Origin of the sequence: Actinotignum sp. UMB0459 (assembly GCF_051905915.1) — a bacterium.
Classification (GTDB): Bacteria; Actinomycetota; Actinomycetes; order Actinomycetales; family Actinomycetaceae; genus Actinotignum; species Actinotignum sanguinis.
The window spans coordinates 1-25,319 of sequence record NZ_JBQAIK010000018.1 but is presented as its reverse complement, the minus strand read 5'-3'; the positions used below and the strand labels follow the sequence as shown (position 1 = coordinate 25,319).

At 62.8% G+C, this 25,319-nt stretch carries 20 protein-coding genes; 12 read left to right on the top strand and 8 right to left on the bottom strand.

The features are described 5' to 3' along the window. Positions 1 to 22 precede the first annotated feature (22 nt). The 3 genes from ACTFPK_RS07035 to ACTFPK_RS07025 are packed head-to-tail and all read left to right on the top strand — an operon-like array spanning position 23 to position 4,570. On the top strand, positions 23 to 1,549 hold the full coding sequence (locus tag ACTFPK_RS07035; protein ID WP_284891038.1) for an ABC transporter permease: 1,527 nt from the start codon (positions 23 to 25) through the stop codon (positions 1,547 to 1,549). 51 nt (positions 1,550 to 1,600) lie between these two features. Then, positions 1,601 to 2,752, top strand: a complete 1,152-nt coding sequence (locus tag ACTFPK_RS07030) for an ABC transporter permease (RefSeq protein WP_016443185.1) — start codon at positions 1,601 to 1,603, stop codon at positions 2,750 to 2,752. Beyond that, positions 2,753 to 4,570 (top strand): ABC transporter ATP-binding protein, encoded by a 1,818-nt coding sequence (locus ACTFPK_RS07025; RefSeq protein WP_016443184.1) that lies wholly within the window; start codon positions 2,753 to 2,755, stop codon positions 4,568 to 4,570. Between the two features lie 19 nt (positions 4,571 to 4,589). On the opposite strand, the gene ACTFPK_RS07020 is transcribed toward ACTFPK_RS07025, so the two are convergent. Together ACTFPK_RS07020 and ACTFPK_RS07015 are read right to left on the bottom strand one after the other, a co-directional pair. Then, positions 4,590 to 5,303 (bottom strand): hypothetical protein, encoded by a 714-nt coding sequence (locus ACTFPK_RS07020; protein WP_439911367.1) that lies wholly within the window; start codon positions 5,301 to 5,303, stop codon positions 4,590 to 4,592. Continuing rightward, the gene (locus tag ACTFPK_RS07015; RefSeq protein WP_439911365.1) at positions 5,300 to 5,878 is read right to left on the bottom strand and encodes a PH domain-containing protein; all 579 of its coding nucleotides are present in this window, start codon (positions 5,876 to 5,878) and stop codon (positions 5,300 to 5,302) included. The genes ACTFPK_RS07020 and ACTFPK_RS07015 overlap by 4 nt, the downstream gene beginning before the upstream one ends. Positions 5,879 to 6,049: 171 nt before the next feature. On the opposite strand from ACTFPK_RS07015, the gene typA reads away from it, so the two are divergent. From typA to fdxA, 4 genes are read left to right on the top strand one after another with little or no spacing between them, the layout of a single operon-like run. Continuing rightward, positions 6,050 to 7,972, top strand: a complete 1,923-nt coding sequence (gene typA, locus ACTFPK_RS07010; RefSeq protein ID WP_284891033.1) for a translational GTPase TypA — start codon at positions 6,050 to 6,052, stop codon at positions 7,970 to 7,972. 23 nt (positions 7,973 to 7,995) lie between these two features. Continuing rightward, on the top strand, positions 7,996 to 8,496 hold the full coding sequence (locus ACTFPK_RS07005; protein WP_284891032.1) for a hypothetical protein: 501 nt from the start codon (positions 7,996 to 7,998) through the stop codon (positions 8,494 to 8,496). Next, positions 8,472 to 10,286 carry a VanW family protein gene (locus ACTFPK_RS07000; RefSeq protein ID WP_284891031.1) on the top strand — a complete coding sequence of 605 codons (1,815 nt, stop codon included), beginning with the start codon at positions 8,472 to 8,474 and terminating at the stop codon, positions 10,284 to 10,286. Before ACTFPK_RS07005 ends, ACTFPK_RS07000 begins: the two co-directional genes overlap by 25 nt. 51 nt (positions 10,287 to 10,337) lie before the next feature. After that, positions 10,338 to 10,667, top strand: a complete 330-nt coding sequence (gene fdxA / locus ACTFPK_RS06995; RefSeq protein WP_016443178.1) for a ferredoxin — start codon at positions 10,338 to 10,340, stop codon at positions 10,665 to 10,667. Positions 10,668 to 10,700: 33 nt separating this feature from the next. Here fdxA and ACTFPK_RS06990 read toward each other — a convergent pair whose 3' ends face one another. Both ACTFPK_RS06990 and ACTFPK_RS06985 read right to left on the bottom strand, forming a co-directional pair. Next, positions 10,701 to 11,978, bottom strand: coding sequence for a Maf family nucleotide pyrophosphatase (locus ACTFPK_RS06990; RefSeq protein ID WP_284891030.1), 1,278 nt, complete (start codon positions 11,976 to 11,978; stop codon positions 10,701 to 10,703). Positions 11,979 to 11,997: 19 nt separating this feature from the next. Then, on the bottom strand, positions 11,998 to 13,674 hold the full coding sequence (locus ACTFPK_RS06985) for a DUF885 domain-containing protein (protein WP_284891029.1): 1,677 nt from the start codon (positions 13,672 to 13,674) through the stop codon (positions 11,998 to 12,000). A gap of 198 nt (positions 13,675 to 13,872) precedes the next feature. Here ACTFPK_RS06985 and ACTFPK_RS06980 point away from each other — a divergent pair, with 198 nt between their 5' ends. From ACTFPK_RS06980 to ACTFPK_RS06970, 3 genes are all read left to right on the top strand, one after another. Continuing rightward, the gene (locus ACTFPK_RS06980) at positions 13,873 to 15,339 is read left to right on the top strand and encodes a hypothetical protein (protein WP_284891028.1); all 1,467 of its coding nucleotides are present in this window, start codon (positions 13,873 to 13,875) and stop codon (positions 15,337 to 15,339) included. Positions 15,340 to 15,452: 113 nt separating this feature from the next. After that, a complete protein-coding gene (locus ACTFPK_RS06975) occupies positions 15,453 to 16,124 on the top strand; it encodes a response regulator transcription factor (RefSeq protein WP_284891027.1) in 672 nt (223 codons plus the stop codon). A 9-nt stretch (positions 16,125 to 16,133) separates the two neighbouring features. Continuing rightward, positions 16,134 to 17,207: a sensor histidine kinase gene (locus tag ACTFPK_RS06970; protein WP_016443173.1), complete on the top strand. Its 1,074-nt coding sequence runs from the start codon at positions 16,134 to 16,136 to the stop codon at positions 17,205 to 17,207. Between the two features lie 57 nt (positions 17,208 to 17,264). On the opposite strand, the gene ACTFPK_RS06965 is transcribed toward ACTFPK_RS06970, so the two are convergent. Genes ACTFPK_RS06965 through ACTFPK_RS06955 form a run of 3 tightly spaced genes read right to left on the bottom strand, consistent with a single transcriptional unit; the run spans position 17,265 to position 20,505 of the window. After that, the gene (locus ACTFPK_RS06965; protein ID WP_016443172.1) at positions 17,265 to 17,783 is read right to left on the bottom strand and encodes a GtrA family protein; all 519 of its coding nucleotides are present in this window, start codon (positions 17,781 to 17,783) and stop codon (positions 17,265 to 17,267) included. A gap of 20 nt (positions 17,784 to 17,803) precedes the next feature. Next, positions 17,804 to 19,141: an LCP family protein gene (locus ACTFPK_RS06960; RefSeq protein WP_284891026.1), complete on the bottom strand. Its 1,338-nt coding sequence runs from the start codon at positions 19,139 to 19,141 to the stop codon at positions 17,804 to 17,806. A gap of 2 nt (positions 19,142 to 19,143) precedes the next feature. Then, on the bottom strand, positions 19,144 to 20,505 hold the full coding sequence (locus ACTFPK_RS06955) for an LCP family glycopolymer transferase (protein WP_439911363.1): 1,362 nt from the start codon (positions 20,503 to 20,505) through the stop codon (positions 19,144 to 19,146). Between the two features lie 109 nt (positions 20,506 to 20,614). Here ACTFPK_RS06955 and ACTFPK_RS06950 point away from each other — a divergent pair, with 109 nt between their 5' ends. Then, the gene (locus tag ACTFPK_RS06950; protein ID WP_284891024.1) at positions 20,615 to 21,472 is read left to right on the top strand and encodes a glycosyltransferase family 2 protein; all 858 of its coding nucleotides are present in this window, start codon (positions 20,615 to 20,617) and stop codon (positions 21,470 to 21,472) included. A 216-nt stretch (positions 21,473 to 21,688) separates the two neighbouring features. Then, on the top strand, positions 21,689 to 24,034 hold the full coding sequence (locus ACTFPK_RS06945; RefSeq protein ID WP_435730791.1) for an N-acetylmuramoyl-L-alanine amidase: 2,346 nt from the start codon (positions 21,689 to 21,691) through the stop codon (positions 24,032 to 24,034). Between the two features lie 118 nt (positions 24,035 to 24,152). Here the strand turns inward: ACTFPK_RS06945 and ACTFPK_RS06940 are convergent. Further along, positions 24,153 to 25,319: nucleotide sugar dehydrogenase (locus tag ACTFPK_RS06940; protein WP_320757768.1), on the bottom strand; the 1,167-nt coding region annotated here is incomplete at its 5' end.

The window sequence follows — 25,319 nt, the reverse complement described above, 5'->3', positions numbered from 1 at the left end:
CAGAACGGAAAGAAGTCTCGCGGTGTATAAATTCATCGCCAAACGAATTGGCATCTCAGTACTCATCCTCTGGGCCGCGTCGCTCCTTATTTTTGTTCTTACGATCAATTCTGGCGACCCCCTCGAGGACCTTCGCGAATCCAATAACCCGAATCGCGAAAACCTCATGCAGCAGCGCTCCTCCTTCATGGGCCTCGACCTGCCCTGGTATGAGCGCTATTGGGCTTGGCTGACCGGAGCTGCGAAATGCTTCATCGGTCAGTGCGACCTGGGGATTAACCGTTCCGGACAGTCTGTTAATGACATGCTCGGTCAGGCCGCTTCCGCCACCTTGCGCCTCGTGCTGGCGGCCACCTTCCTCGCGATTTTCTTCGGAATCTTCTTCGGTGTGATGAGCGCAATCCGCCGCTACACCGGTTTCGATTACATCGTGACCTTCCTCGCCTTCACCTTCTACTCACTGCCCGCCTTCGTCTTCGCGGTGCTCCTGAAGGAATACGGCGCTATTCGCTTTAACGACTGGCTGGCAGATCCAACAATCTCACTGGTCACTATCGTGATATTTGCCGGCATCTTCGCACTCTTTGTACAGGCCCTCGTGGCCGGCGGTCCGAAGCGGCGCGCCATGGCCGCGGGCATCAGCTTCGCCGTGGCTTTCGGTGTTATGGAATACATTTCCGTGACCCGTGCCTTCCTTGAACCTACTGGCGGGCTGTGGATTGAAGCTCTTATGGGCCTGGCCGGCACGGTGCTCTTCACCGGCCTCTTCCTCGGATTCTCCAATAAGCGCGGCTTTGCCGTGGTGGGAATCAATGCTGCAATTATGTTCGTCATCGTGGCGGCCTGCTCGAATATGCTCTGGGAGCCGACCTGGGGCTTCCTCATCTTGATTCTGGTTCTCGGGATGGCCGCTTCTGTGGGCGTGTCCTACTTCTTCGGTGGCTACGCGCGCCGCTCGGTGACCTGGGCATCGATCTGGGCCGTCTTCTCGGTGTGGATCGCGATTATTTTCGATTTCGCCGCCCGCTACTGGTCAACCTACCTGCCGCTCACCCAGAACCGCCCGATTTCTACTATCGGTTCGATGACCCCGAATTTCCAGGGTAGCCACGTATTCTGGCTGAGCTTCCTGGATTCCTTCACCCACCTCCTGCTGCCGACGATCTCGCTGACGCTTATGTCTATTGCGTCCTATACGCGCTATACGCGTTCGTCGATGCTGGAAGTGCTCGGTCAGGATTACATCCGTACCGCACGGGCCAAGGGCCTGCCCGAACACACGGTTATTACCCGGCACGCTTTCCGTAATGCCATGCTGCCGCTGCTGACCATTATCGCTTTCGATTTTGCGGGCCTGATCGGCGGCGCCGTTATTACCGAAACGGTCTTCGGCTGGAAGGGCATGGGTGAACTCTTCCGAACCGGGCTTGCCCAGGTGGATCCGGCCCCGGTTATGGCTTTCTTCCTGGTCACCGGCGGAGCCGCGGTGCTTATGAATATGGTCGCGGACATCATGTACGCCTACGTCGATCCTCGGATTAGGCGGTAACCATGAGCCTGACAACCCCCATGAATCGTCACGAAGCCCGAGGAGAATCCGATGAGTGAGAATCGTTCGAAAACAACCGTCGCGTCGCTCGACCCGGAACACGTTGTTGAGGTAGACGACGCTCAGCTCGCTTCCTCCAGCCCCTCCTATTCGCAGGGGCGCCTGGTGCTGCGCCGTTTCCTGCGGCATAAGCCCGCGATGGTGTCCGCCGTCGTTCTTATTCTTGTGACGCTGGTGGCTTTCCTGTCCATTGGCTGGAATATGAGCTTCTTCGGCTTGCACTGGCATTTCTCCGGCCTGTGGCGCCACAATTACATGGACGTTCTGGATGTCGTTAATAACGGCAAACCGACGATGACCTGGACCTCGCTGGGCGAACATCCCTTCGGGCAGGACAATATCGGTAAGGACTACTTTGCCCTGACCATGAAGGGCACCCAGATTTCGATTATTATCGCCTTCGTTGTCGGGCTGGTGTCCACCATTATCGGCACGATTATCGGCGCGGCCGCGGGTTACTTCCGCGGTTGGACCGAAGCGATACTTATGCGCATCACCGACCTCTTCATCGTGATCCCGCTCCTTATTCTCGCGGCGGTTATCGGCAAGATGGTGGGAAGTCAAGGTATCTTGTTCCTCGCGGTGATGCTGGGCGTGCTCTCCTGGACGGGCCTGGCCCGCCTGGTGCGCGGCGAAGTGCTCTCCTTGCGCGAACGTGAATTCGTAGCTTCGGCTCGCGCGCTGGGAGCTTCCCCGTGGCGTATTATTTTCCGTCACATCCTCCCGAACTGCTTGGGCACGATTATCGTTTCGGCAACCCTGTCGATTTCGTCGGCGATTCTGCTAGAAACGTCGCTGTCCTTCCTCGGCTTCGGGGTGCGCCCGCCGGCCACCTCGCTCGGTTTGCTTATTTCTACCTACCAGACCACGTTCTCAACGCGCCCCTGGCTCTTCTTCGCCCCGGCCGGCCTGATCCTCATCATCGCGCTCTCCATTAACTTCATCGGTGACGGTCTGCGTGATGCCTTCGATCCGCGCCAGCGTTCGGCGGTATCGCGCCGCAAGATGAAGGCCCTCGCCGAAGGACATATTGAGAACGACGTCGAAGCTGATCTCATGCCGGTGACCACTGCGGCCACCACCGCGACGGGTGGCGAGCACGCCGCTCCCGCATCCGACGCCACCGAAAGGAAGGGCGAATAAATGCGTCTCGGAAAACGCGCTGCAACAACGCAGGATAAAGCCGCCGCGACGGCGGCCACGGCCACGCTGAAGGCTGACCAGCCCGTCGTCACCCCGCATCCGAAAACCGATAAGCCGGTGCTCGGCTTCGGGGAATTGGATGTCAAGTTCGCCACCGAATTCGGTGCGGTTCACGCCGTGCGCGGCGTGAGTATTGATGTGCGCCCGGGCGAAGTGGTGGGTCTTGTTGGCGAGTCCGGTTCCGGTAAATCGGTGACTTCCACAACGGCCCTCGGCCTGCTCCCCTCCAATGCTGTTATTAGCGGAAGCGTGCAGGTAGCCGGGCGTGAAGTACGCGGAATGACCTCGCGGGGCATGCGTGCGCTGCGCGGTGCGGAAGTGGGCATGGTATTCCAGGAGCCCATGACCGCCCTCAACCCGGTGCTCACCATCGGCCGCCAGATGACGGAAGGTCTGGAAACCCACGGGCTTGCCTTCGGGGAAGATGCCCGCAATCGCGCGGTCGCCATGCTCAAGGCCGTCGGGCTGCCCGATGCCGAAGAACGCATGAACCAGTACCCGCACCAGCTTTCCGGCGGGCAGCGCCAGCGCGTGGTTATCGCGATTGCGCTTATCGCCAACCCCTCCGTCATTATTGCGGACGAACCGACCACCGCCCTGGATGTTACCGTCCAGGCGGATATCCTCGACCTGCTGCGCTCCCTCAAGGACCAGCTCAATACCGGTATTCTCCTCATCACCCACTCCATGGGCGTGATCGCGGATATGGCTGACCGGGTGCACGTGATGTTCAAGGGTGAGATTGTGGAATCGGGCGACGTCGTCCAGGTTCTCAATCACCCCAAGCATCCCTATACGCGCCGCCTGTTGGAAGCGGTGCCGCACCTGGGCCAGGGCCGCGAACAATTCGGTTTCTCCCTGGAAAAGGAAGCGTCCATCGACCTTGATAAAAAGGTGCTGGAAGCCAAAGATCTCGTTATCGAATACGAGATTCCGGGTAAGGAACCCTTCCGCGCTGTGGACCATGTGTCCCTGGATGTTGCGGAACGTGAAATCGTCGGGCTCGTGGGTGAATCCGGTTCGGGTAAATCCACGATCGGCAAGTGCGTGCTCGGGCTTATCCCGGCCGCGGCCGGTGAGGTAAAGATCTTCGGCGAAGATCTGGTGGGCGCTTCCCGTAAGCACGCCCAGGAACTGCGCCAGCACGTGGGTGTGGTCTTCCAGGATCCGGCCGCGTCCCTCGACCCGCGTTTCCCGGTGGGCGATTGCATTATGGAACCGCTTGACGTTCACAAGGTCGGCACCAAGGCGGAACGTCGCCAGCGTGTGTACGATCTGCTGGATGCGGTGCGGCTGCCGCGTTCCTCCTTCAACCGCTACCCGCATGAGCTTTCCGGCGGTCAGCGCCAGCGCGTGTGCATCGCTCGCGCTCTGGCCCTGCGCCCCAAGCTCCTCATCGCGGACGAACCGACCTCCGCGCTGGACGTTTCCGTCCAGGCCCAGGTTCTAACCATGCTCTCCGAACTTCAGGATGACATGGGCTTCGCTTGCCTCTTCATTTCGCACGATCTTGCGGTGGTCGATATGCTCTCGCATCGCGTGGTAGTGCTGCAAAACGGCAAGGTTGTAGAAGCGGGCCAGCGCGAGGACGTCCTCCACAACCCGCAAGAAGCCTACACGCAGCGGCTCCTGGCGGCCGCTCCGGTTCCCGAACCGATTGAGCAGCGCCGCCGCCGCGAAGAACGCCACGCGCTGCTGCGTAAGCAGGGCCGGGAAGTGTCGCGTTTGCGTTTGAGTGAGGACGACGCCGCCAACTAGGCGAGAGCTACTCCGGCGCTTAGGTGAACGCCAGGCCGCAGGCGGCGGCTAGGCAGGCCACCCACGCCGCGCACAGAACCGCTCGGCCCAGATCCACGGATCGGACCGGGCGGTTTGTGCTACCTACTGTGCTACGTGGTGTGCTCCCTGGACCTGACGCTGCATTTTCCTGCGCTGCCCGTAATTGTTCGGCAGCCCGGGCGAGCGTCACCCACCGGATAGCGGTGCCGCGCCCGGGACGTGCGGGAAGATCAACGTGGCGGGCCGCGGCCGGGTGACGCGCGGGAAGGAGGCGGCGCCCGGCCGCTAGCGCTCCGCCGGCCGGGAACGCCGCCGCATCCCAGTGTTCGCCACCCTGAGCATGGGTTGTGAGATAAAAGCGGGTGGTGAAGCGAGCTACCGCACCCCAAGGTAGCCGGATGGTACGCAGCGGGTTAATAATGCTCAGACCTTCCGCGTTATAGCGCAGCTCGGGGAGGAAAAAGAACGACCAAGCAGCTCCGGTTATCCCGGCGGCAAGGAAGAAGGCAACGGGGGCGGAGAAGGGCATAGCAACCCCGGCCGCAATAAAGATGAGAGGCGCGAGCCCGAGGGCGATGAGAAAGCCGCCCTTGACGATCTGGCCGCGCGAACGCAGGGTTACCTCGCCTCCTTGACGCTTGACACCGCCGGGCCCGGCCACCTCGCCGGACCGGGACGTTTCGGCCCCGCGGCCTGCCTCGCTCGCGCTCACAGTGCCACCGACCAGGCAATACCGCCGAACACCCCGAGCACCCCGGCCACCGCGAAGGCGAGCCGATCCCAGGCCCAGTGCCGTTCCACCCGGGGGTGCTCGCTGGGAGCACCGGTGGGAGCATAACGAGAGGCTACCGACTCAATGAACTTTCGCACCGGGAGTGTTGCCGTGGTGACCGTGTGGTCACCCGATTCGTGGACCGGAATGACGCGGCGGGTATCCGGGGTAGGGCGCCCGACGGTACCGAAAGCCCGGGCGTGGATGGCCGCTCCGTCCGTCGTCGTTATAACAAGACCGTACCCGGATTCGACCCCGCGCAGCCGCGGGAACGGAACCCGCAGATCGCGGAAAGTATTGCGTATCGTCACCCCGGAACCATCTACGTCCACGCTGGGCAAATAAAAGAGGGCGTAGCCGGCCAGGCACATGCCTGCCGCAAATACAGCCGCGGGAGGCAGATAGCCCCGCCCGCCCTGCCACACCTGCATGACCAGAGCAATGATTCCGATAGCGCCGCACAGCCCGGCGGTGGGGGCGGCCGAGGCGCCGCGAAGACGATAACGTGCAGACATAAGTATATTTTCCCACGTTCACGGCCTGATTGCCGAAAGCTGCGGGCGGCGGTGGTGATTCTTGACATGGTGGCATATACAGTGCGGGCCAGGCGAGTAACATTGCCAGGGGTTTGCGCTCGCGCATCCCTCATATCACAACGCCGGCGCGGGCCGGCAGGGAAGTAGGTTATGGATAGTCGCAACGATCTTCGCAACGTTGCCATTGTGGCGCACGTTGATCACGGGAAAACTACGCTCGTGGACGCGCTCATGTGGCAGGCCGGGGCTTTCGGAGAGCGCGCCACCGTGGAAAAAACCGGGGAGCGCGTTATGGATTCGGGAGAACTGGAACGCGAAAAAGGTATTACCATCCTCGCGAAGAACACCGCGATCCATTACCGCGGGCCGGCCGCGGCCACAGCCGGTGCGCCTGAAGGCATCACTATTAATGTGATCGATACCCCCGGCCACGCCGATTTCGGCGGGGAAGTTGAACGCGGACTGTCCATGGTGGACGGTGTTATTTTGCTTGTCGATGCTTCCGAAGGCCCGCTTCCGCAAACTCGTTTCGTGCTGCGTAAAGCCCTCGAGGCCTCGCTGCCTGTCATTATTGTTATTAATAAGGTGGATCGCCCGGATGCGCGCATCGCCGAGGTGGAATCCGAAACTCAGGATCTCCTCCTTTCCCTCGCCTCCGACCTGGATCATCCCGACCCGGATATGCTTGATTCCCTGCTGGAAACCCCGGTTATTTACGCCTCGGCGAAAGCCGGGCGCGCCAGCCTCACCCGTCCCGCGGATGGCCAGCTACCTGAAAGCAGCGATCTGGAGCCGCTATTCGAGGCGATCGTCAACTATATTCCCGCCCCGCATTTTGAGGCGGATGCGCCGCTGGCCGCCCAGGTTACCAACCTGGATGCCTCGCCTTTCCTCGGGCGTATCGCCCTGCTGCGGATTTATTCGGGCACTATTAAGAAGGGCGCGACGGTTGCGTGGGTACGCGCTGATGGTACGACGTCGTCGGCCCATATCTCCGAACTGCTTCTTACCGAAGGTCTGGAACGTAAACCGGCCACCTCTGCCCGGGCTGGCGATATTGTGGCCATCGCGGGTATTCCCGAAATTACCATTGGTGATTCCCTGGTGGATCCGGAGGATCCGCGCCCGCTGCCGCCTATCCACGTGGATGACCCGGCCATTTCCATGACCATCGGAATTAATACCTCGCCGCTGGCCGGCACCGAAGGCAAGGGCCATAAGCTCACCGCGCGGCAGGTCAAGGACCGCCTCGATCAGGAGCTCGTGGGCAATGTGTCCATCCGGGTGCTCCCCACCGGGCGTCCCGATGCCTGGGAAGTGCAGGATCGCGGGGAATTGGCTCTGGCCATTCTGGTGGAGCAGATGCGCCGTGAAGGTTTCGAGCTGACGGTGGGTAAACCCCAGGTGGTTACCCGCACCATTGACGGGACGGTATGCGAGCCGATGCAGCGCACCACCATTGATGTTCCGGAAGAATACCTCGGCGCGGTCACCCAGCTTATGGCTGCCCGCAAGGGTCTCATGGAAACGATGGCGAATCACGGTACCGGTTGGGTGCGCATGGAATTTGTGGTGCCGGCACGCGGCATGATTGGATTCCGCTCCGCGTTCCTCACTCAAACTCGCGGTACCGGTATTGCCGCCTCGATTTCGGAAGGTTACGCTCCCTGGATGGGGGAGATTTCCTCGCGGGCCACCGGCTCCCTGGTCTCCGACCGGGCCGGGCAGGTCACCGCCTACGCTCTCCAGCGTCTGGAAGATCGCGGAACGTTCTTCGTCACCCCGGGCCAGGAAGTATACGAGGGCCAGGTCGTGGGCGAAAACCCGCGCGATGAGGACATGGACGTCAATGTGGTGCGCGCCAAGGAAATGACAAATATGCGCTCGGCCACCGCCGACGTGTTTGAGACCCTGCAAGCGCCGCGACGCCTTACCCTAGAAGAAGCTATGGAATTCGCTGCTGATGACGAATGCCTGGAAGTGACCCCGGAATCCGTGCGGGTGCGCAAAGTTGTGCTGAGCGCGGTGGAACGCGGCAAGATCGCCGGGCGGAAGAAGCGCGCAAAGAAGTAGCGCCCGCCCAGACAAGGAGTGAGATGAGGAGGAACCGCACCCCGCGCCCAAGCGGGCGTCCGGTCGTGCCGAGGGTCGCGCTGCGGAGGGTCGCAAAGCTCGCCACCGGCCTGCTGCTCGGGGCTTTCGCCGGGGCACTGGCCGCGGTTACCCACGCGGGGATGGCGGGGATTCCCGGTCTGGCCACCGATATTGTGTGGGTCGGCCCGCTCCTCGCCACGCTGCTCGTTGCCAGTGGTGCATCTTTTGCTCGCGATTGGCTAGGATCATGGTGCTGGGCTGGATTCTGGCTGGGTGAAGTGGCCCTCACCTTCTGGGCTTTTGCCGCTCCCGGCTACGGGGACATCGTGGCTTTCCACGGGGTGGCCGCGAATCTCTGGCTTGTTCTCGCTCCGCTCGCCGGGGCATTCCCGCTTCTCGGCGCCCTGGCGCGCCGCCGGCATTCCGCGCCCCCGGGCCCACACCCGGAAACTGACCAGGATCAACCACAGGAGGATGCATGCGACCTGAGCACACGCCGCTAAGCTTCGATACCGGCGAATTCCGGCAGGTGGAAGCTACCCGCAAGCTGCGTTGGCCCTGGATTGTTTCCGCGGTTATCGCGATCCTTCTTCTCGCCTACGTGGGTTATGCCTGGTACAGCGCCGACCGCGTGGCGCGGGGCACCACGGTGGCCGGCATTGAGATCGGCGGGATGAATACCGCCACCGCTACCGAACACCTCGGTGGTGAGGTTGCCGCGCGGGTGGCTCGCCCGGTTGAGGTGGTTGTGGAGGGCGCCAGTGTGACCGTGAACCCGGGCGATTACTCCCTGGGCGTGGACGCGGCGGCCACGGTGGAGAGCCTGACCGGTTTCACCCTCAACCCCGTGGAGATTTTCCATCGCCTCACCGGCAAGGGCGAGGTCGCCCCGAAGGTCACCGTAGACGACGCCGCACTATCCGCCCAGGTGGATACGATTCGTAACGCCACCGGCGCGGAAGCGCGTAACGCTACCCTCGTGATGGAAGGTACGACGGCGCAGCTCAGCCCGGCGCAAGCCGGGCGCGCCGTCGATGCGGAGGCCACCCGCGCAGCTCTGATTGAACAGCCGTTGCGCGGCCAGGAACGTATCGAACTGGAAGCGGTGCCTTCCGAACCCGCCATTAGCACCGAAGCCGCCGAAAAGGCACGCACGGAACTGGCCGGCCCGCTGGTGTCCGGCGACCTCACCGCGAAGGTGGGGGACCGGGTCGTGAACCTCAGTCCGCAAACTCTGGCGCAGGCGGCATCTTTCGTGCCCGAAGGCGCGGCGCTCCAGCTCAAGCTGGAGGGTAAGGTGCTGGGCGATGCGGTGCGGGCCGCCGCCCCGGATCTGCTCAAACCGGGGGTGGATGCTCGTATTGAGATCGTGGACCACACCACGCCCACGATTATCCCCTCCCAGGACGGCGTGGGTATTGACGACGCCGCGCTCGCCACCGGCGCTCAGGTTGCCGCGCTGCGTACCGCTGCCGCTGAGCGTCTCGTGGAACTGAGCCCGGCACCAATTCCGGCCGCTTTCAGCACCGCGGACGCGGAAAAGCTCGGGGTCAAGGAAGTGGTTTCCGAAATTTCCACCCCGCTTACCAGCGATTCGGTGCGTACCACCAATTTGCGGGTGGGAACCCGGAAAGTCACCGATACCCTGGTCAAACCGAATGAGACGTTCTCCCTGGAAGCGGCGCTCGGTCCTATTGAGTACTCGGAAGGCTTTGTTTCTTCCGGGGTGGTCATGAACGGTTTCAATAATGAGGCCCTGGGTGGGGGGCTCTCCCAGCTGGCGACGAATGTTTTTAATATCGGCTACCTGGCCGGCTACGAAGATGTGGAGCACCGCCCCCACACCAAGCATTTTTCCCGCTATCCCATGGGCCGCGAATCCACCCTGTGGTCTGGCTCCATTGACGTGAAGTGGAAGAACACCACCCCCTACGGTGCGGTCATCGACACCTACCTGGAGGGTGGCTACGTGGTCACGAAGCTCTGGTCCACGAAGTATTACGATGTCGAAACCTGGACCTCGGAACCGCGCAATTACCGCCAGCCTGTTATGACGGAAGGTAAAGGGCCGGATTGTGAACCCCAGGGCTTGGGAGATCCCGGATTTACCGTGACCGTATCTCGCACCGTGAAATTGGGAGATAAGGTCGTTGAGGATTCCTCCTACGACTGGACCTACCAGCCCGATCATGGCCGCACCTGCCCGAAGCCGGAGCCGGCCACCCCGCCCGCACCCGCTCCGCAGCCCGAAGGCGCTCCCGCACCAGCTCCAGCCCCCGCACCCGGTCACTAGATTTGGTGCTGGGCGTGAGCTCGGATTACGGTAGAGGAGGAGGTGACACCGGTGGCTTATGTCATTACTTTGCCGTGCGTCGATACGAAAGATCGGGCGTGCGTGGACGAATGCCCGGTGGATTGCATTTACGAAGGGGACCGTACCCTCTACATTCACCCGGACGAATGTGTGGATTGCGGGGCCTGTGAACCGGCCTGCCCGGTGGAAGCCATCTATTACGAGGATGATGTTCCCGAAGAATGGTCAGTGTTCACCGCCGTCAATGCGGAATTCTTCTCTGAATTGGGTTCCCCGGGCGGGGCGCAAAGCCTGGGGCCCACCGGCACCGACCACCCCTATGTGGCCGGCCTGCCGGCGAACGTCAATGATGAGTCCTAGCGCGCGCCGTCGTTCCGCTCTAGGTGCCCCCATCTAATTGGAAGCGCCGTCGCTCCAATCAAGGGTGGTGCGGGCCAGCTCGCGCACCTGCGGCCAGGTGGCCGCGAAGGAAGGAAGCAGCGGGTAGGAGGCAACATCCTCCACGTTCACCCAGCGCAACTCCATGGATTCGCCGTCGGCCACCGCCTCGATACCGTCGCGGCAGCGCGCCACGAAACTGGTATAGGACCAATCCACGTGCATGGTGACGAGCTCCCCGCCGCGGCGTAGATCCGTGGGCGCCAGCGCGGTCTCCTCGGTGAATTCTCGCAGTGCACCCTCCCAGGGTTCCTCGTCCCATTCGCGTGCGCCACCCGGGAAAGCCCAGGTGGCACCGCCGTGGCTCCAGGGGGAGCGATGTTGGAGCAGGATCTGGATATGCCCGGCGTGGCGCCGGAAAGCCGCGATCCCGGCCGCCCCGTTCATCCCCCAATGGCGTTTGCCGCAACCGCACAGGAGGAAACCATCCGCACCGTGATGGACCGTGCCGTGGTGGCTATCGGCCAAGAAACGCTGCGCGGCTTCCGGAAGCACCCCGAGGGCAGGGCGGGCAGGTTTCGCCCAGAATTGGGTGAAGGACAGGCCCAGGTGCTCCACCAGGGAACGCAGCAGCGGCAGGGAAATCCCCACCACCCCGTGGTAATCACCCTCGAGGCGGTCAATAAAGGGGCCACCCAGGCCGTCCGCGGTAAAGGAACCGGCCACTTCCAGGGGCTCCCCGGTGGCGATATACGCCTCGATCTCCGCCGCGCTCAGGTGCGCGAAAGTGACCGTGGCCCGGGAAATCCCGGCCAGGGAACGCCCGGAAGGTGCGTGAACCAGGCAATGCCCGGTGTGGAGAATTCCGGAATTGCCGGACATGCGGGCCAGGCGTTCGCGGGCCACTTCCGGAGAATGCGGCTTCCCGTAAACCTCGCCCTCGAATTCGAACATGGAATCGCAGCCCACCACAAAATCGGCCCCCTGAGCCGGCCCGGGAGTGGCGGCCACATCGCGGGCTTTGGCCGCGGCCAGCGCGAGCACCCCCTGGGAGGGACCCCCGTGCACCCGCGCGAGCAGCGCATCTTCATCCACGTGCGAGACCTGCACCAGCGGATCCACGCCCGCGGCCCGCAAGGTGGCCAGGCGGGCCGGAGACTGGCTGGCAAGAGCCAAGGTCAGGGAGGGCAGCGCGGGCGTATGCGTTGCAGGTGTGTGCCCGGCGGAGGTGTGCCCCGCGGGCGTGCGCCCAGCCGCGGGCGTATGCGCCGCGCCGCCCCCATCATGAGTCATCGGCATAGGAAGGACCGGCCTAGCGCGAAAGCTCGCTGCGCAGCACGTCCAGGCCCACCCCGCCCAGGCGCAGGGCCTTCATATGCCAGGCCTTGAGGTCGAAGCCGGCACCCGCGCGGGACCGGGCTTCTTCACGCAGTTCCTTCCAGATCCGCGCACCCACCTTATAGGCGCTGGCCTGCCCGGGCCAGCCGAGGTAGCGGTCCAGCTCGTAGGAAAGGAAGGACTGTTCCATGGCCACATTTGCGCGCAGGAAACGCCAGGCGGCATCGTGATCCCAGGCGCCGGTGCCGAACTGCCCGCCGGCCACCTTCCCGGCATCCTTACCCAGATGCACGCCCATATCCACCACGATGCGGGCCGCGCGCAGCCGCTCGGAATCGAGCACGCCCATGCGGTCACCCGGATCCTCGTGGAAACCGAGCTCGGCCATGAGGGCTTCGGCGTAGAGCGCCCAGCCTTCCCCGTGCCCGGAAACCCAATAAGCCTGGCGGCGCCACGCATTGAGCTGATCCTTGAGGTAGACGGCCAAGCCCAGCTGGAGATGATGACCCGGCACCCCTTCGTGGTAGACCGTGGTCTTTTCCTGCCAGGTGTGGAATTCCGTGACGCCTTCCGGCACGGACCACCACATGCGGCCCGGCCGGGAAAAATCATCGGACGGGCCGGTGTAGTAGATACCGCCCGAATTCGAGGGCGCGATCATGCATTCGATGGTGCGCATCGCCTCGGGAATATCGAAATACTGCGTAGCAGCGGCCATGGCATCATCGGCGGTGTGCTGCATCCAGGAGCGCAATTCCTCCACGCCGTGCAGGGTGTAGCGTTCTTCCTGATCGAGGCGGGTGAGGGCCTCGTTCACGCTCACGCCCTCCCCGTACAGCTCGCGTGCAATGGCTTGCTGTTCCGCGTCGATTCGCTCCAGTTCGTGGATACCCCACTCGTATGTTTCATCCAGATCGACGACGGCGCCCAGGAATTCGCGCGAATGCAGCGCGTAACGATCCCGGCCCACCGCATCATTTTCGGTAGCCCCCGGGAGGAGACCCCGCAGTGTTTCGGCCAGCTCCCCGTAGGCCGCGCGGGCCCGGGCAGCGCCCTTCTCCAAAGCATCGGCAAGTTCCGGGGCTGTGGCCGCCCCGCGCTGGGCCAGCCCGGCGAAACTACCAGAATCAGAGGCGGCACCGAGGGCCTGCTCCAGGCAGCGCTCCACCTGCCGGGCCGCGAAAACGGGGCCGGACGCGGCCCGCTGCGCCAGGGATTCCCGATAGCCGGCCAGGGCCCGCGGCACATCGTTCAGGCGCGCCGCGATGGTTTCCCAATCGGAAGTGCTGTCCTGGGGCATCACGTCAAAAACATCGCGAATCCCCTGGAGCGGGGATTCAATAACATTGAGCTTGCCGACTTCTTCGCCGGCTTCATACAGCTCAATTTCCAGGCCGAGGCGATCGCGCAGGCCGGCGGCGGTCACCCGATCCGTGGCGTCCTGCTCTTCAAGGTGATCCAGGGCGGCCAAGGTTTCCCGCACGTTATCGATATGCGCGGCAATCCCGGCGGGGGAGTAATCATCAAGCTTGGTTTCTGGGGCACCGGGCAGGCCGGTGAACGTCACCGTTTCGGGTGAGGTGTCGAGGACGCGCTGGAAATAGCGGTCCGCGAGGGCATCAATATCTGTGTGTTCTCGTTTATTCTCCACTGCTCCAGAATAGCCCGCGGCTACCCTCCACTCCACTCCCAGCAAAATCCCTGGATGAAAACATGGACGTGAGTGTCAAGGATGACTAGTATACTGTGATGGAAGGCACTTTATTTATGGCCGGCGGTTGGCGCTCCCTGTTCTCCTCACCTGAGGCGGCGCCGCGCCGGTGGTGAACAGCTAAGGGAAGGGGCTAGTGTGGCTGAGCAATTCGCTAGCGCGCCGCGCCCCTCACCCTATCCCGAAAAATTGCGCGAAGTGGGCGATGGTGGTGCGCGTAAACATTCCGGTATCGGCCCGGCCATGAGCCCGGATCTCATCGCTTACCTCCTCGGGGGTGGCGTCCAGCCCGCTGAAAGCGCGGAGCTCAGCGCGGATGATATGGCCCAGTTGCGGCGTAACACCGCTGCGGATTTGCCTCTTGGCCCGGAATCCGGAGTGCCCCGGCCCGGGCATGCCGCACGTATGGAAGCCCCGGTAGATCGTAATTTCGTGCCTAGCCGGGAAACAGCGGCCCGCACCTCGCAGCGCTCGCGGGCCTGCAGCCCCGCGCCTGATAGCCGGCGGCCGGGCAGCGCTCAGGCGCCAGAATCTGCCGCGCCAGCGGTACCGGCGTCGTACCACTACGCACCCCCGCGTCAGCCGCAGGCTTCGGCGGATACAGAACCTACCACTTTCTCTGCCTATATGGAGCATCTTGAAGGCGGGCTACCGCGCTATACCTTGCGCCAGGCCGCGGAGCTTACCAATATGGACACGGAAGGCGTGCGGCGTTTTTGGCTGGCGCTCGGTTTCCCCACCATCGTGGATGAAGATAATGAACGCGTTTTTACGGACGGGGATATTACCGCGATGCGGGCGATGGCGGAATCGCTCGGGGAATCCCCGCTGACGGAATCGGCCCTTACATCGCTGCTGCGCGCCAGTGCCCACAATGTGGATCGCATGCTGCAATGGCATGTGGAAACCTTGCTTGAACTGGCCGAAACTACGGGTGGGCTCGGGCCGGTGGATGCGCGGCGCTGGGTGCTTGATCATTTCGCGGATATCGAAGAGTTTTTGCGGCGTACCGCAGCGTATACCTGGTCGCGGCAGGCCGCCGCGCTGCTGCGCCATACCGAGGCGGAAATCGCCCATATTAATGAGGATGACGCCATCCCGCAGATTCCGCGCGCGGTGGGTTTTATCGATATTGTGTCCTTCACGAACCGGACCGAGCGGATGACCTCGCGTCAGTTCATGGAATTTATTGAGCGTTTTGATTACACCTGTCGCGCCGTTATTACCGGTGGGGGTGGGCGCGTGGTTAAATCCATGGGCGATGCTTTCCTCTTTATTGCGGACGATATCGTTACGGGTGCGGATATTGTGTGCGATGTGACCCAAGCCCTGCGCGATACCCCGGAGATTCCGGCGGTGCGGGCCTCCCTCACCTGGGGGCCGGTACTGGGGCGTTTCGGTGATGTTTTCGGGCCATCGGTGAATATGGCCTCCCGGCTGGCAGATGTGGCCTCCCCGGGTACGGTTCTTACCTCGCGTCCGGTGGCGACCGCGCTCAAAGCGGTAGGGGAGAATCGCTTCACCACGATCTCAGTGGGAACCCCTACCCTCCAGGGACTAGGTGCCACCGAGGTGCTGGAGCTGCGTCGCATCCGTGCGCATTAAGAACGGGTGCTTTCGCGTGTATCGAGAAAGCCGCTCCGGGGCTGGCCTACGCCCGTTTCACGCCCCGGGGCACAGGCCCTGAGTGAAAAAAGAAAATAGCTTAGACTTTCAGTGTGACTACTTTGCTTCTTGTTGAGGATGATGCCGCTATTTCCGGACCGCTGGCCCGCGCGCTCGGGCGGGAAGGGTACACCGTGAACCTGGTTGCTACCGGGCGGGATGCGCTGGACCAGCTCACCAACGGGGTCGATATTATGGTCCTGGACCTCGGTCTGCCGGATATGGATGGCCTCGAGGTAGCGCGGCAGGCTCGCGGGGAGGGCTATACTTTCCCCATTCTCATTCTTACCGCACGCACCGAAGAAGTGGATATGGTGGTGGGCTTGGATAGCGGGGCGGATGATTACGTCACGAAGCCTTTCCGGCTCGCGGAGCTGCTGGCTCGGGTGCGGGCGTTGCTGCGGCGTACCGAGCAGGGCAATGACCATCTCAATGCCCAAGATATTTCGGTGGATACCGGGGCGCGCCGGGCGCTACGCGAGGGAGTGGAGCTGCCACTCACCGCTAAAGAATTTGATTTGCTTACCGCGCTGATTCGCAGGGCGGGGGATGCCGTGTCACGTGAGCTGCTGCTCAGTGAAGTGTGGGGGGATGAAAACGGTTCCTCCTCGAAGAAACTTGATATGCATATTTCGTGGTTGCGCCGTAAATTGGGCGACGACGTTGACAGTCCTCGCTATATCTCCACGGTGCGGGGACTGGGCTTCCGTTTCGAGACTCACTAAGAAGAACCGATGCGCGCACGTTCTTTGCGGATGACGATCCGCACCGCGCTGGCGGCTATTTTACTGGTCGGGATTCCCGCGCTGGTGATGGGCGGGGTGACGATCCCGCGCAATGCCCTTGATGAGGGGCGGGCCCGGCGGGATATGGTGCTCTTCTTAGGGGCGGAAATCCTGGCGATTATCGTAGCTATTTTGGTGGCGGTGGGGATCGCCATGCGGGTCTCGCGCCGCATTTCCGCGCCGCTTATCTACCTGGCTGCCGCTGCCGAACAGCTGGGAGCGGGAACCACCCGCCCGCAAATGGCGCCCTCGGGAATTGAAGAAATTGACCTGGTTTTTGAGGAGATCGCGCGCGCCGCGGATCGCATGGCCGGCAGGCTTTCCGCTGAACGACAATTCGCGGCCGATGCCTCCCACCAGCTACGCACTCCGCTCACCTCGCTATCCATGCGTCTGGAGGAAATCCAGTACCTCAGCAAGGATCCGGACGTTAAAGAAGAAGCTACGCGTTGCCTGGAACAGGTGGAACGCCTGACCGGGGTGGTGACCGATCTGCTTCACGCCTCGCGTGCTCAGGAAAGTGCCACGGAGGCGGTGGCGTTGCAACCCATTTTTGCCCAGCAGGGTGTGGAGTGGGAGCGGGCTTTCGCGGCGGCAGGCCGGAAAGTGGTCTTCACGGTGGGCGAGCACGGCCCGGTGCTCTCTGATCCCGGGGCGCTCTCCCAAATCATTGCCACGTGCGTGGAAAACTCGCTGAAATACGGGGCAGGGACGACGGCGGTTACCTCGCGCCCAGCCGGCCGGGGCGTCATTATCGATATTAGTGACGAGGGAGAGGGAGTCGCTCCCGAATTCGTGGAAGCTATTTTCACCCAGGGATTTTCCCTGGGCGGGTCCACCGGATTCGGCCTGCCGCTCGCCCGCCAACTAGCCGAACGCAATGGCGGGCGGCTGGAATTATCCCAGGCGCGGCCTCCTGTTTTTTCGGTGGTCCTTGCCGCGCTCCCGGCTGCTCTTGACCCGGCGAAGGTTTTCCCCGCGGGTGGCGAAATTTCGGTGGGTGCCCGCAGACGGCGCTTCTAACAAAGGCGTGCTGCGGAGGAAAACGCCACCGGGCTCCTCGGCCGCCGGATAACGGCGCTATTCGCGCACCCGGAACACCACGTAGCGGTAGAGCACGTAGCGGCAGGCGGTGCCCAAAATCAACCCCACCACATTGGAAGAAATATTATCGGCCAGCTGGGAACGCATATCCAGCACGTAGCGGGAGAACCACAAGCAGCCCAGCTCAATCGCCATGCCACACAGATTCACCGCCACGAATTGCAGAAACTCTCGCATTTTCTCCGCGGAGCGTTGGCTGCGGAACGTCCACAAGCGGTTAGCCACCCAGGAGAAAATCACGGACAGCGTGACGGATATGACTTTCGCCGTCATGGATTGGTCCCCCGGCAGCCGCACCAGTCCGGTGTGAGCCAGCAGATTAAAAATACCCACATTGACGATATAGGCACCCAGCCCCACCGTGCAGAACTGCAGGAATTCCACGAGCCACTGCCGGAAGCTCTGCCCTTTGAGTAAACGGCGCAGCAATTTCTCCACCCGGGCGCGGCTGGAGGAACGAGGTTCTGGTGTTGGTTCTGGTACTGGGGCAGTCATCGCGCTGAGACTATCACGCTTTAGAAACTGGGAAGCATATCAGCCGGAGTCAGGTTCCCCTCGCGCATTTTCCGGAAGAATTCCGGGGTACGCTGCGGATCGAGGAGCACATTAGACTGCCCATTGGCACGGTAATCAAGATCGGCGATGGGGGGAACTCCGGCCAGACCTCCTTCGCCCAGCACGCTCCCGAGCGCCAGCCCGGCCCGTCCCACGTTGTACAGCGACGTATCGCGATCTACCGTGAGGATGGAGCCGGCGGTGCCGACCATGCGCCGCTGCAGCGGGAAATCCACCAGCGTTGCCGGGGTCTTGAGCTTGCCGATCAGGGACGACACCACCTGGCGCTGCCGGTTGGTACGCCCGAGATCACCCAGCGGATCAGATTTGCGCATTCGCGCGAAAGCGAGGGCCTGAGCGCCATTCGTTTCGTGGCAGCCAGCTTCCCAGACCATGCCCGAGTCCGCGTCGTCTACGTCGTCGTCGTAACACAGGCGCACCCCGCCGGCCGCGTCCACAATCTGCTGCACCCCGGCCATGGAAATCTGGATATAGTGATCCACGGTCATCCCGGAAAGTTCCTCCACCGTTTCTACCAGGAGCCGCGGCCCGCCCAAAGCGAAGGAAGAATTGAGCTTCTGTTCGCCCTCCCCTGGAACATTCACGTAGGAATCACGCGGGAGGGAGACCAGCGCGGGTGCCCCGGATTCGGGAACGTGGAGCAACATAATGGTATCCGCGCGCTCACCCTCGGTCGGGTCATCAATCCCGTCCGCTTCGCGCACATCCGAACCCACAATCAGGTACGTGGTGCCGCTTGTTGCCGCGGCCCCGCTCAGCGCATCCATTCGGGTCAGCTTGGAATTGCCGTAAAAGAACAGATAGGTGGGCCAGGCCACCGCAAGAATAAGAAGAAGAACGACGACGCCAGCAACCCAGCGCCACGGATGGCGGCGCCGGGTGCGCCCGGCAGGTGCACCCATCCCGGGCATATCCGGTACCGGATGACGATCAGCCCCGCTATGCGGGTAGGGGGCAGCCGGCGCGGCCTGCGCGGCGGGGCGGACGGCCGGGTAGGACGCTGCGGGCGGGTAGGAAGGTGCCTGCTCGAAGGATTTTGCCGGAGGAGCGGATGCCACCTGGCGTTGCGGAGCAAAGCTCGGGGGCTGCACGGGTGCGGGCCGGCGCGGAGCCCCGGCGGCGCGGGTAGAGCCGGGAATATCAGCGAATTGTTCGCGCGCTTCGGGTGGCGTAGCGCGGCCCCGTCCCACCGGCTGCGCGCCCTGCGAGGAGGGGCGCGGAAGCCTGCGCTTGGGTGGGAACGACGGTGGTGGGGTAGCCCCATGGAAACGGTTCATACTCAGGGAATCGCATTCTCTCGGGTGCATACGGGCGCTGATTCGGCGGTTCGGGCGGTTGTGGGAGCCTGAGAGGCCGGCGTGTCGCTATCCGGCTCCGGTGCTGCGGGTGTGCTTTCGGATGAGGTGGCGGCTTCGGTATCACCAGTGGTGGTGGATTCCGCGGCGCTCGAAGCTCCCTCAGCGTCACTGCCGGTGCTGGGTATGCCGCTAGCGGCGGTACTGGGAAGAGCATCCGGGCTGCCTTCCGGTGGCAAGCCAACGAAAACGCCGTCGGCATTCTTCTCCGCACGTACTGGAACGTCGCGGCGTAGTGCCTCCCACACGTAATCGGCGGAATCGGTGGCGACCACGCGGTTACCAGCCCAGGCGAAAGGCATGGTCCAGAAGCGGATATTGGCCGGATCGAGGGAGCGCAGCGAATTTGCCAGGCCCACAATATTGCTGATGGAGCCGATCTCCTGGGAGGTTTGCAGGGACTGGGTCGCGGCGTCGAGCAGGCGCATGAGGCGGCCGAAATCGGTGAGGAGATTGGAGCGCAGGGCCTCGGCTGCCACCGCGCTCACCAATTCGTGCTGGCGGCCGATACGGGAAATATCCGAGCCGTCTCCCACGCTGTAGCGGGCCCGAGCCAGGGCCAGGGCCTGCGTGCCGTTGAGGAGGCGGCAGCCGGAAGTAATATCGAGGCCGGCGCGCTCGTCGTACAGATCATCCGCGAAGTACATGGGAACCCCGCCCAGGGCATCCACGGTGGAAATAAAGGAAGCAAAATCCACCACGATATAACCGTTGAAAGTAATGCCGGTCATCTTGTGGAGAGTGGTCATGGTGCAGGCCGCCGCGCTGGCCACGTCCCCGTACTGGCCGCCAATGGCGAAAGCGGAGTTGAACATGGTTTCGGGAGCGGGGCGGGTGGTAACCGTTTCCGAACCACCGGAAGAAGTGCGGATCGTGCAGGAAGGAATATCCACGAGGGTGTCGCGGGGCACGGACACAATATCCACGCGGCTGCGATCCGCGCTGATATGCATGATCATGGTGGTATCCGCGCGCATCCCCCCGACTTCGCCAGACTCTCCGGCGTTATCAATATCGGAATCCCCGCTGCGTACATCCGAACCAAGAATGAGGATATTGAGCGGGCGGCCCGCGGAAGGATCCACCGGCTCCGCCGCGGCGGCGGAGGGAACCAGATCATCAATATCGGCCCGGGTGATATTCCCCTGGTAGCGCGCCCACGCGGACCACAGTGCCGTCCCGAGAGTCAGGAGGAGCGCGAGCAGCACAAGCAGCACGACCCGCCACCACGAAGAGGTGCGGCGGCCCCCGATCAGATGCGCCGCGGCGCGTGAGTTTTTTGCCACTACCTCATCATAGGGGTTCGGGTGCGTCGCCCGCTGGAAGAAGCGCCGCACTGCGGTGTTAAGCACGGTGGCGCGGGCGGGAGGCGCGTGGCTCGGCTAGGCTAGGACCATGCGCATTCGTGTCATCACCGTGGCTTTCAATCCCGGGGCGGAACTGGAAGCTTTTCTCGCCTCCCTCCCGGCGGCCCTGCATGAGGCCTACGAATGCGTCATTGTGGATAACGGTTCGGAGCACGCCGAAGTGGATCGGGTGGCCCGCGCCCACGGGGCCCGGGTGGTGCGCACCGGGGAAAATATCGGTTACGGGCGGGCCGCCAACCGCGGAGCCCAGGGTTTCACCGGCGAATGGCTGGCGGTGGCCAATCCCGATGTGGTCTTCACCCCCGGCTCCCTCGATGCGCTGGTGCGCGGGGCGGAAAGCTTCCCGCGGGCCGGCGCGCTCGGCCCGCTTATCCGTACTCCCGAAGGGGAGATTTACCCCTCGGCCCGTCAATTTCCGCGGATCGTTTCCGGGGTGGGGCACGCGCTACTCGGGAATATGTGGCCGAATAATCCCTTCTCCCGTTCCTACCGCTCCAATGCGGACGTCACCCGGGCTCACCCGGTGGACTGGCTTTCCGGCGCCTGCCTGCTGCTGCGGCGGGAGGCCTTCGAAGCCGTGGGTGGTTTCGATGATTCCTATTTCATGTTCTTCGAGGATGTGGCCCTGGGGGAGGCCCTGGCCCGGGCGAGCTGGCAATCGATTTTCCTGCCCGAAGCGGAAGTTATCCACTCCCAGGGGGCCTCCTGGAAAGACCAGCCGGCCGCCATGCTGCGCGAACATCACCGCAGCGCAGCGCACTATATTGATAGCGTCTACGCGCGCCCCTGGCAGGCGCCGCTGCGCTGGGCAATCCGGGGTGGGCTCGCGCTGCGGGCGCAGCTGCACGTGCGGGCAGCGCGCGCGGCGCGTCGTCGCTCTCACTAACTAAAACGTATTAAAATCAAGCCGGAGCTACGAGTGTCCGCGAGGCGGCTCCGCACCGTGCCCGGTGGCCTCAAGTGAATTACACCGATGTATTTTTATGAGGTTAAAGTAAATCGGAGTTAAGGGTGTGAAAGTTGGGACTTTTGCCGTAAGGTAAGTCTGGAAGCTGCCCGTATGAGTCCCCATCGTGGCGGACAGCGTGAACCGGAGGGAAAAATGACCAAACGTCGCGGTCTTGTTCTAGGAACCGTGCTGGCGCTCGCGAGTGCGGGCCTTGCCGTCCCGATTGTGGGCTACGCTTTCGCTGAGAACGATGATGCACAGGGTAGTATTGTTATTCCGCTCACCACGGAAGCGGGAGCCTTGACCACTACCGCCACCGCGCAGCTGGAGGAAACCGTGGAGAGCGCACTCGGTTCTGGCAAGGAAGCCGAGCCGCGCGAAGCGGCGCAACCCACCGAGGAAGCCGAAGCTACCCCGGAAGCGAGTGCCGCGCGCGCGGGCGGCGTCGTATCGCATGCGGTACGCACCAACGTGCTGCGCGCAGAAAATAGAGATGCAGAAAACGCGGACGCAGAAAAGGGAGCCACGGCGGGCACGGAGGCGGGAAACACCGTAACCGGTGGTGAACTGGCCGATAACTACGCCGTCTTCACCAGCCCGGTGCGGGTGGACGAACCCTTCGCGGTAGCGGGGCTGACCTGGAACCGCGGGGAGAGCCTCCCCGAGGGTGCCTCCATCGAAATGCGCACCCTGGACGGAGAACAGTGGTCAGACTGGTACGAAGTGGGTGAGGAATCCCAAACCGAGCGCGAACGGCCCGGAACGGAATACAACGTTTCAGGGGAGTCCACCGGGATTCAGGTGCGTATCACCCAGGGCGAGGGCCCGCTGCCGGCCGGCCTGCGCATCGATATTGCCTATACCGCTGAGGGTGACACCGTGGAGGTGGAGGAGGCCGAAACCGCGCCGATTCTACCTGAACGCGGCACCGAGACCGATCCGGTGGTCAATCCCGAAGAGGGCGAAGAAGAAATTCCAGCCCTGGGCGCCTCACTTTCCGCCGCGCGCGGCGGGGGCACCCTCGAGCAGGGCAGCGTGGTTGCGAGCGGCCTGCTGCCCACCGCCCGCGATTGGACCAACCGCATCGGTACCCGCGGGATCCATACCCGGGCCGATTGGGGCGCGGACCGTTCCCTCATGACATGGCCGGTCGAATATGCCACCTTCCAGGGTATGGTCATCCATCACACCGCCGGCTCGAATAATTACACTCAGGCCGGGGTACCGCGGGTTATCCGCGGAATTTACGCTTTCCACGCTGTCACCCGCGATTGGGGCGATATTGGCTACAACGTGATTGTCGATAAGTACGGCGGGAAATGGGAAGGGCGCTACGGCACCCTGCAATCCCAGGACGGAACCATGGCCATCGGCGCGCATGCCGCCGGGCGCAATACTGGCACCATGGGCGTGTCCGTGCTTGGCACCTTCACCGCGGATCACCGCCCCTCCCAAACCATTCTTAACACCCTCGCGGATGTGGCCGGCTGGAAATTCGCGCTAGCGGGCCTGGATCCGCGTGGCACCACCTCGCTGACCATTCCGCAGCGCAATAATTCGGCGCGCTACCGTTCCGGCGAGGCGATGCCGCGTATCGTGGGGCATCGCGATGTGGGCAATACTTCGTGCCCGGGCACGATCTACGATTCCATCGGCTCCATTCGCGAGAACGCGTACCGTATCTATACGCAATTGCGTTCCGGTGGTGGTACGACGCCGCAACCCGCGCCGCGCCCCACCCAACCACCGGCACCGCGCCCGCCCGCTCCGCCAGCTCCCGCGCCGAGCAATCCGCGCCCGTCCTCCACCGTGGCGCCTTTCCCGCCGCGTTTCTTCCTCGCTAACGGCTGGGGGCGCACCGCCGATATTGTGATGGATTACGGGCTGCGCGGGGATGAAATCCTCACCGGTGATTGGAACGGCGATGGGCGGGATACCCTAGCGATTCGCCGCTCCAATATTTTCCACGTGCGCGATAACCTCACCTCCGGGGTTGCCACCCGGGTCTTCAGCTTCGGGCGCGCCGGTGACGAAGTGTTCGTAGGCGACTGGGATGGCGACGGTGTGGATACCTTCGCGGTGCGGCGTGGGAACCTGCTCCTCGTGCGTAATTCCCTTACGTCCGGTCCGGCCGATGCGGTTTATTGCTTCGGTAACCCGGGGGATACCTGGCTGGTAGGTGACTGGAATGGGGACGGCGTGGATACCCTGGCGGTGCGGCGTGGAAACGTCTTTATCTTCACCGATAACCTGGCCACCAGCGCGGTTTCCGCAGAAATGGCATATGGAAACCCGGGTGACGAGGTGCTCGCCGCGAAAATTGAACCCCAGCGTTCCACCCTCGTGGTGCGCCGCGGGAATGTGTACGTGGTGCGCGGTCCGCTTAGCGGCCCGGAAGTAGTAGAAGATGTGACGTACGGGCGCCACAGCGATATGGTCATCTTCGGTGATTGGGATGGCCAGGGTGGCCAGACGCTCGGGGTGGTGCGCTCGCGCTAAAGCGAGAGCGTCATGCCCTATTCAAGATACGGGCCGGGGAAGCTTCGGTGTGAAGCAAATATCCCCGGCCCGTACGTATATTACGTAGATACCGTGCGCGCCATGATGCCCGTGCGCGCTAGTCCCGCCCAAAAATATCGCGGGTGAGCACCGGCGTGGACGTTTCCGGCATGGTGCCATCCAGACGGTTCGTGATAATCACATCCGCGCGATCCTGGAATTCCTCCCAGGAGTCCAGCACCGAGATATCCCCGAGGGCGCCCGGCTTCAACGCCGGATCGTAAACGAGCACCTCCACACCTCGCGCGTGTAACTGCGCCGCGAGGCTGAGGGCGGCCGAAGCCCGGTGATTATCCGAGCCCGATTTCATGGCTACCTTGTAGATCCCCACCGTGGCGTAGCCAGCCCCGGCTAGGCGGTTAGCCAGGAATCCAATCCGGGTTTCATTGGATTCCACAATCGCGGACATGAGATTTTCGGGCACGCCTTCGAAATCCGCGCGTAATTCTTTGGTGTCCTTGGGCAGGCAGTAGCCACCGTAGCCGAAAGAAGGATTATTGTAATGATCCCCGATGCGGGGATCGAGGCCCACCCCGCGAATAATCTCCGCGGCGTTGAGGGAGCGCGCCATCGCGAAAGAGTCCAGCTCGTTGAAATAAGCGACACGCATAGCCAGATAGGTATTGGAGAAGAGCTTAATCGCTTCGGCTTCCCGGGTTCCCACCTGGATAATCGGGACGTCGCGGGCTTCAGCACCCTCACTCAGCAACTGGGCGAAGTGGGCGGCTGCGGCGTCGTCGCCCGAAACAACAATGCGTGAAGGGTTGAGATTATCTTGCAGTGCCTTGCCCTCGCGCAAAAACTCCGGGGAAAAGACGATGCGCAGCTGCGGGAACGTTTCTTGCATCCGCGCGGTAAAACCGATGGGGATCGTGGATTTAATGACGACGACGGCACCGGGATTCGCCTCAGCTACCTGCGCAATTGCACTTTCAACAGAGGCCGTATCGAAGGCATTGGTCTCCGTATCGTAATCGGTGGGCGTGGCAATGACGGCGTAGTCAGCACCCGCGAGGGCCTCAATATTCGAGGTGGTAGCACGCAGCGAAAGAGGCTTGGTGGCGAGGAACTCTTCGATTTTCGCATCCTGGATCGGGGAGGTGCACGCGTTAATCGCATCCACTTTCGCGGGATTAACATCCGATCCGACAACATCGTGGTGTTGGGCAAGAAGGACGGCGTTGGCCAAGCCCACGTAGCCCAGCCCGATCACAGCAATCTGCAT

What these genes read in the sequence shown, in the direction of transcription:
- ACTFPK_RS07030 (WP_016443185.1), top strand. Translation starts at nt 1,601, where the DNA reads ATGAGTGAGAATCGTTCGAAAACAACCGTCGCGTCGCTCGACCCGGAA.
- ACTFPK_RS07025 (WP_016443184.1), top strand. Translation starts at nt 2,753, where the DNA reads ATGCGTCTCGGAAAACGCGCTGCAACAACGCAGGATAAAGCCGCCGCG.
- ACTFPK_RS07015 (WP_439911365.1), bottom strand. Translation starts at nt 5,878, where the DNA reads ATGTCTGCACGTTATCGTCTTCGCGGCGCCTCGGCCGCCCCCACCGCC.
- typA (WP_284891033.1), top strand. Translation starts at nt 6,050, where the DNA reads ATGGATAGTCGCAACGATCTTCGCAACGTTGCCATTGTGGCGCACGTT.
- ACTFPK_RS07005 (WP_284891032.1), top strand. Translation starts at nt 7,996, where the DNA reads ATGAGGAGGAACCGCACCCCGCGCCCAAGCGGGCGTCCGGTCGTGCCG.
- ACTFPK_RS07000 (WP_284891031.1), top strand. Translation starts at nt 8,472, where the DNA reads ATGCGACCTGAGCACACGCCGCTAAGCTTCGATACCGGCGAATTCCGG.
- ACTFPK_RS06990 (WP_284891030.1), bottom strand. Translation starts at nt 11,978, where the DNA reads ATGACTCATGATGGGGGCGGCGCGGCGCATACGCCCGCGGCTGGGCGC.
- ACTFPK_RS06970 (WP_016443173.1), top strand. Translation starts at nt 16,134, where the DNA reads ATGCGCGCACGTTCTTTGCGGATGACGATCCGCACCGCGCTGGCGGCT.
- ACTFPK_RS06965 (WP_016443172.1), bottom strand. Translation starts at nt 17,783, where the DNA reads ATGACTGCCCCAGTACCAGAACCAACACCAGAACCTCGTTCCTCCAGC.
- ACTFPK_RS06960 (WP_284891026.1), bottom strand. Translation starts at nt 19,141, where the DNA reads ATGAACCGTTTCCATGGGGCTACCCCACCACCGTCGTTCCCACCCAAG.
- ACTFPK_RS06950 (WP_284891024.1), top strand. Translation starts at nt 20,615, where the DNA reads ATGCGCATTCGTGTCATCACCGTGGCTTTCAATCCCGGGGCGGAACTG.
- ACTFPK_RS06945 (WP_435730791.1), top strand. Translation starts at nt 21,689, where the DNA reads ATGACCAAACGTCGCGGTCTTGTTCTAGGAACCGTGCTGGCGCTCGCG.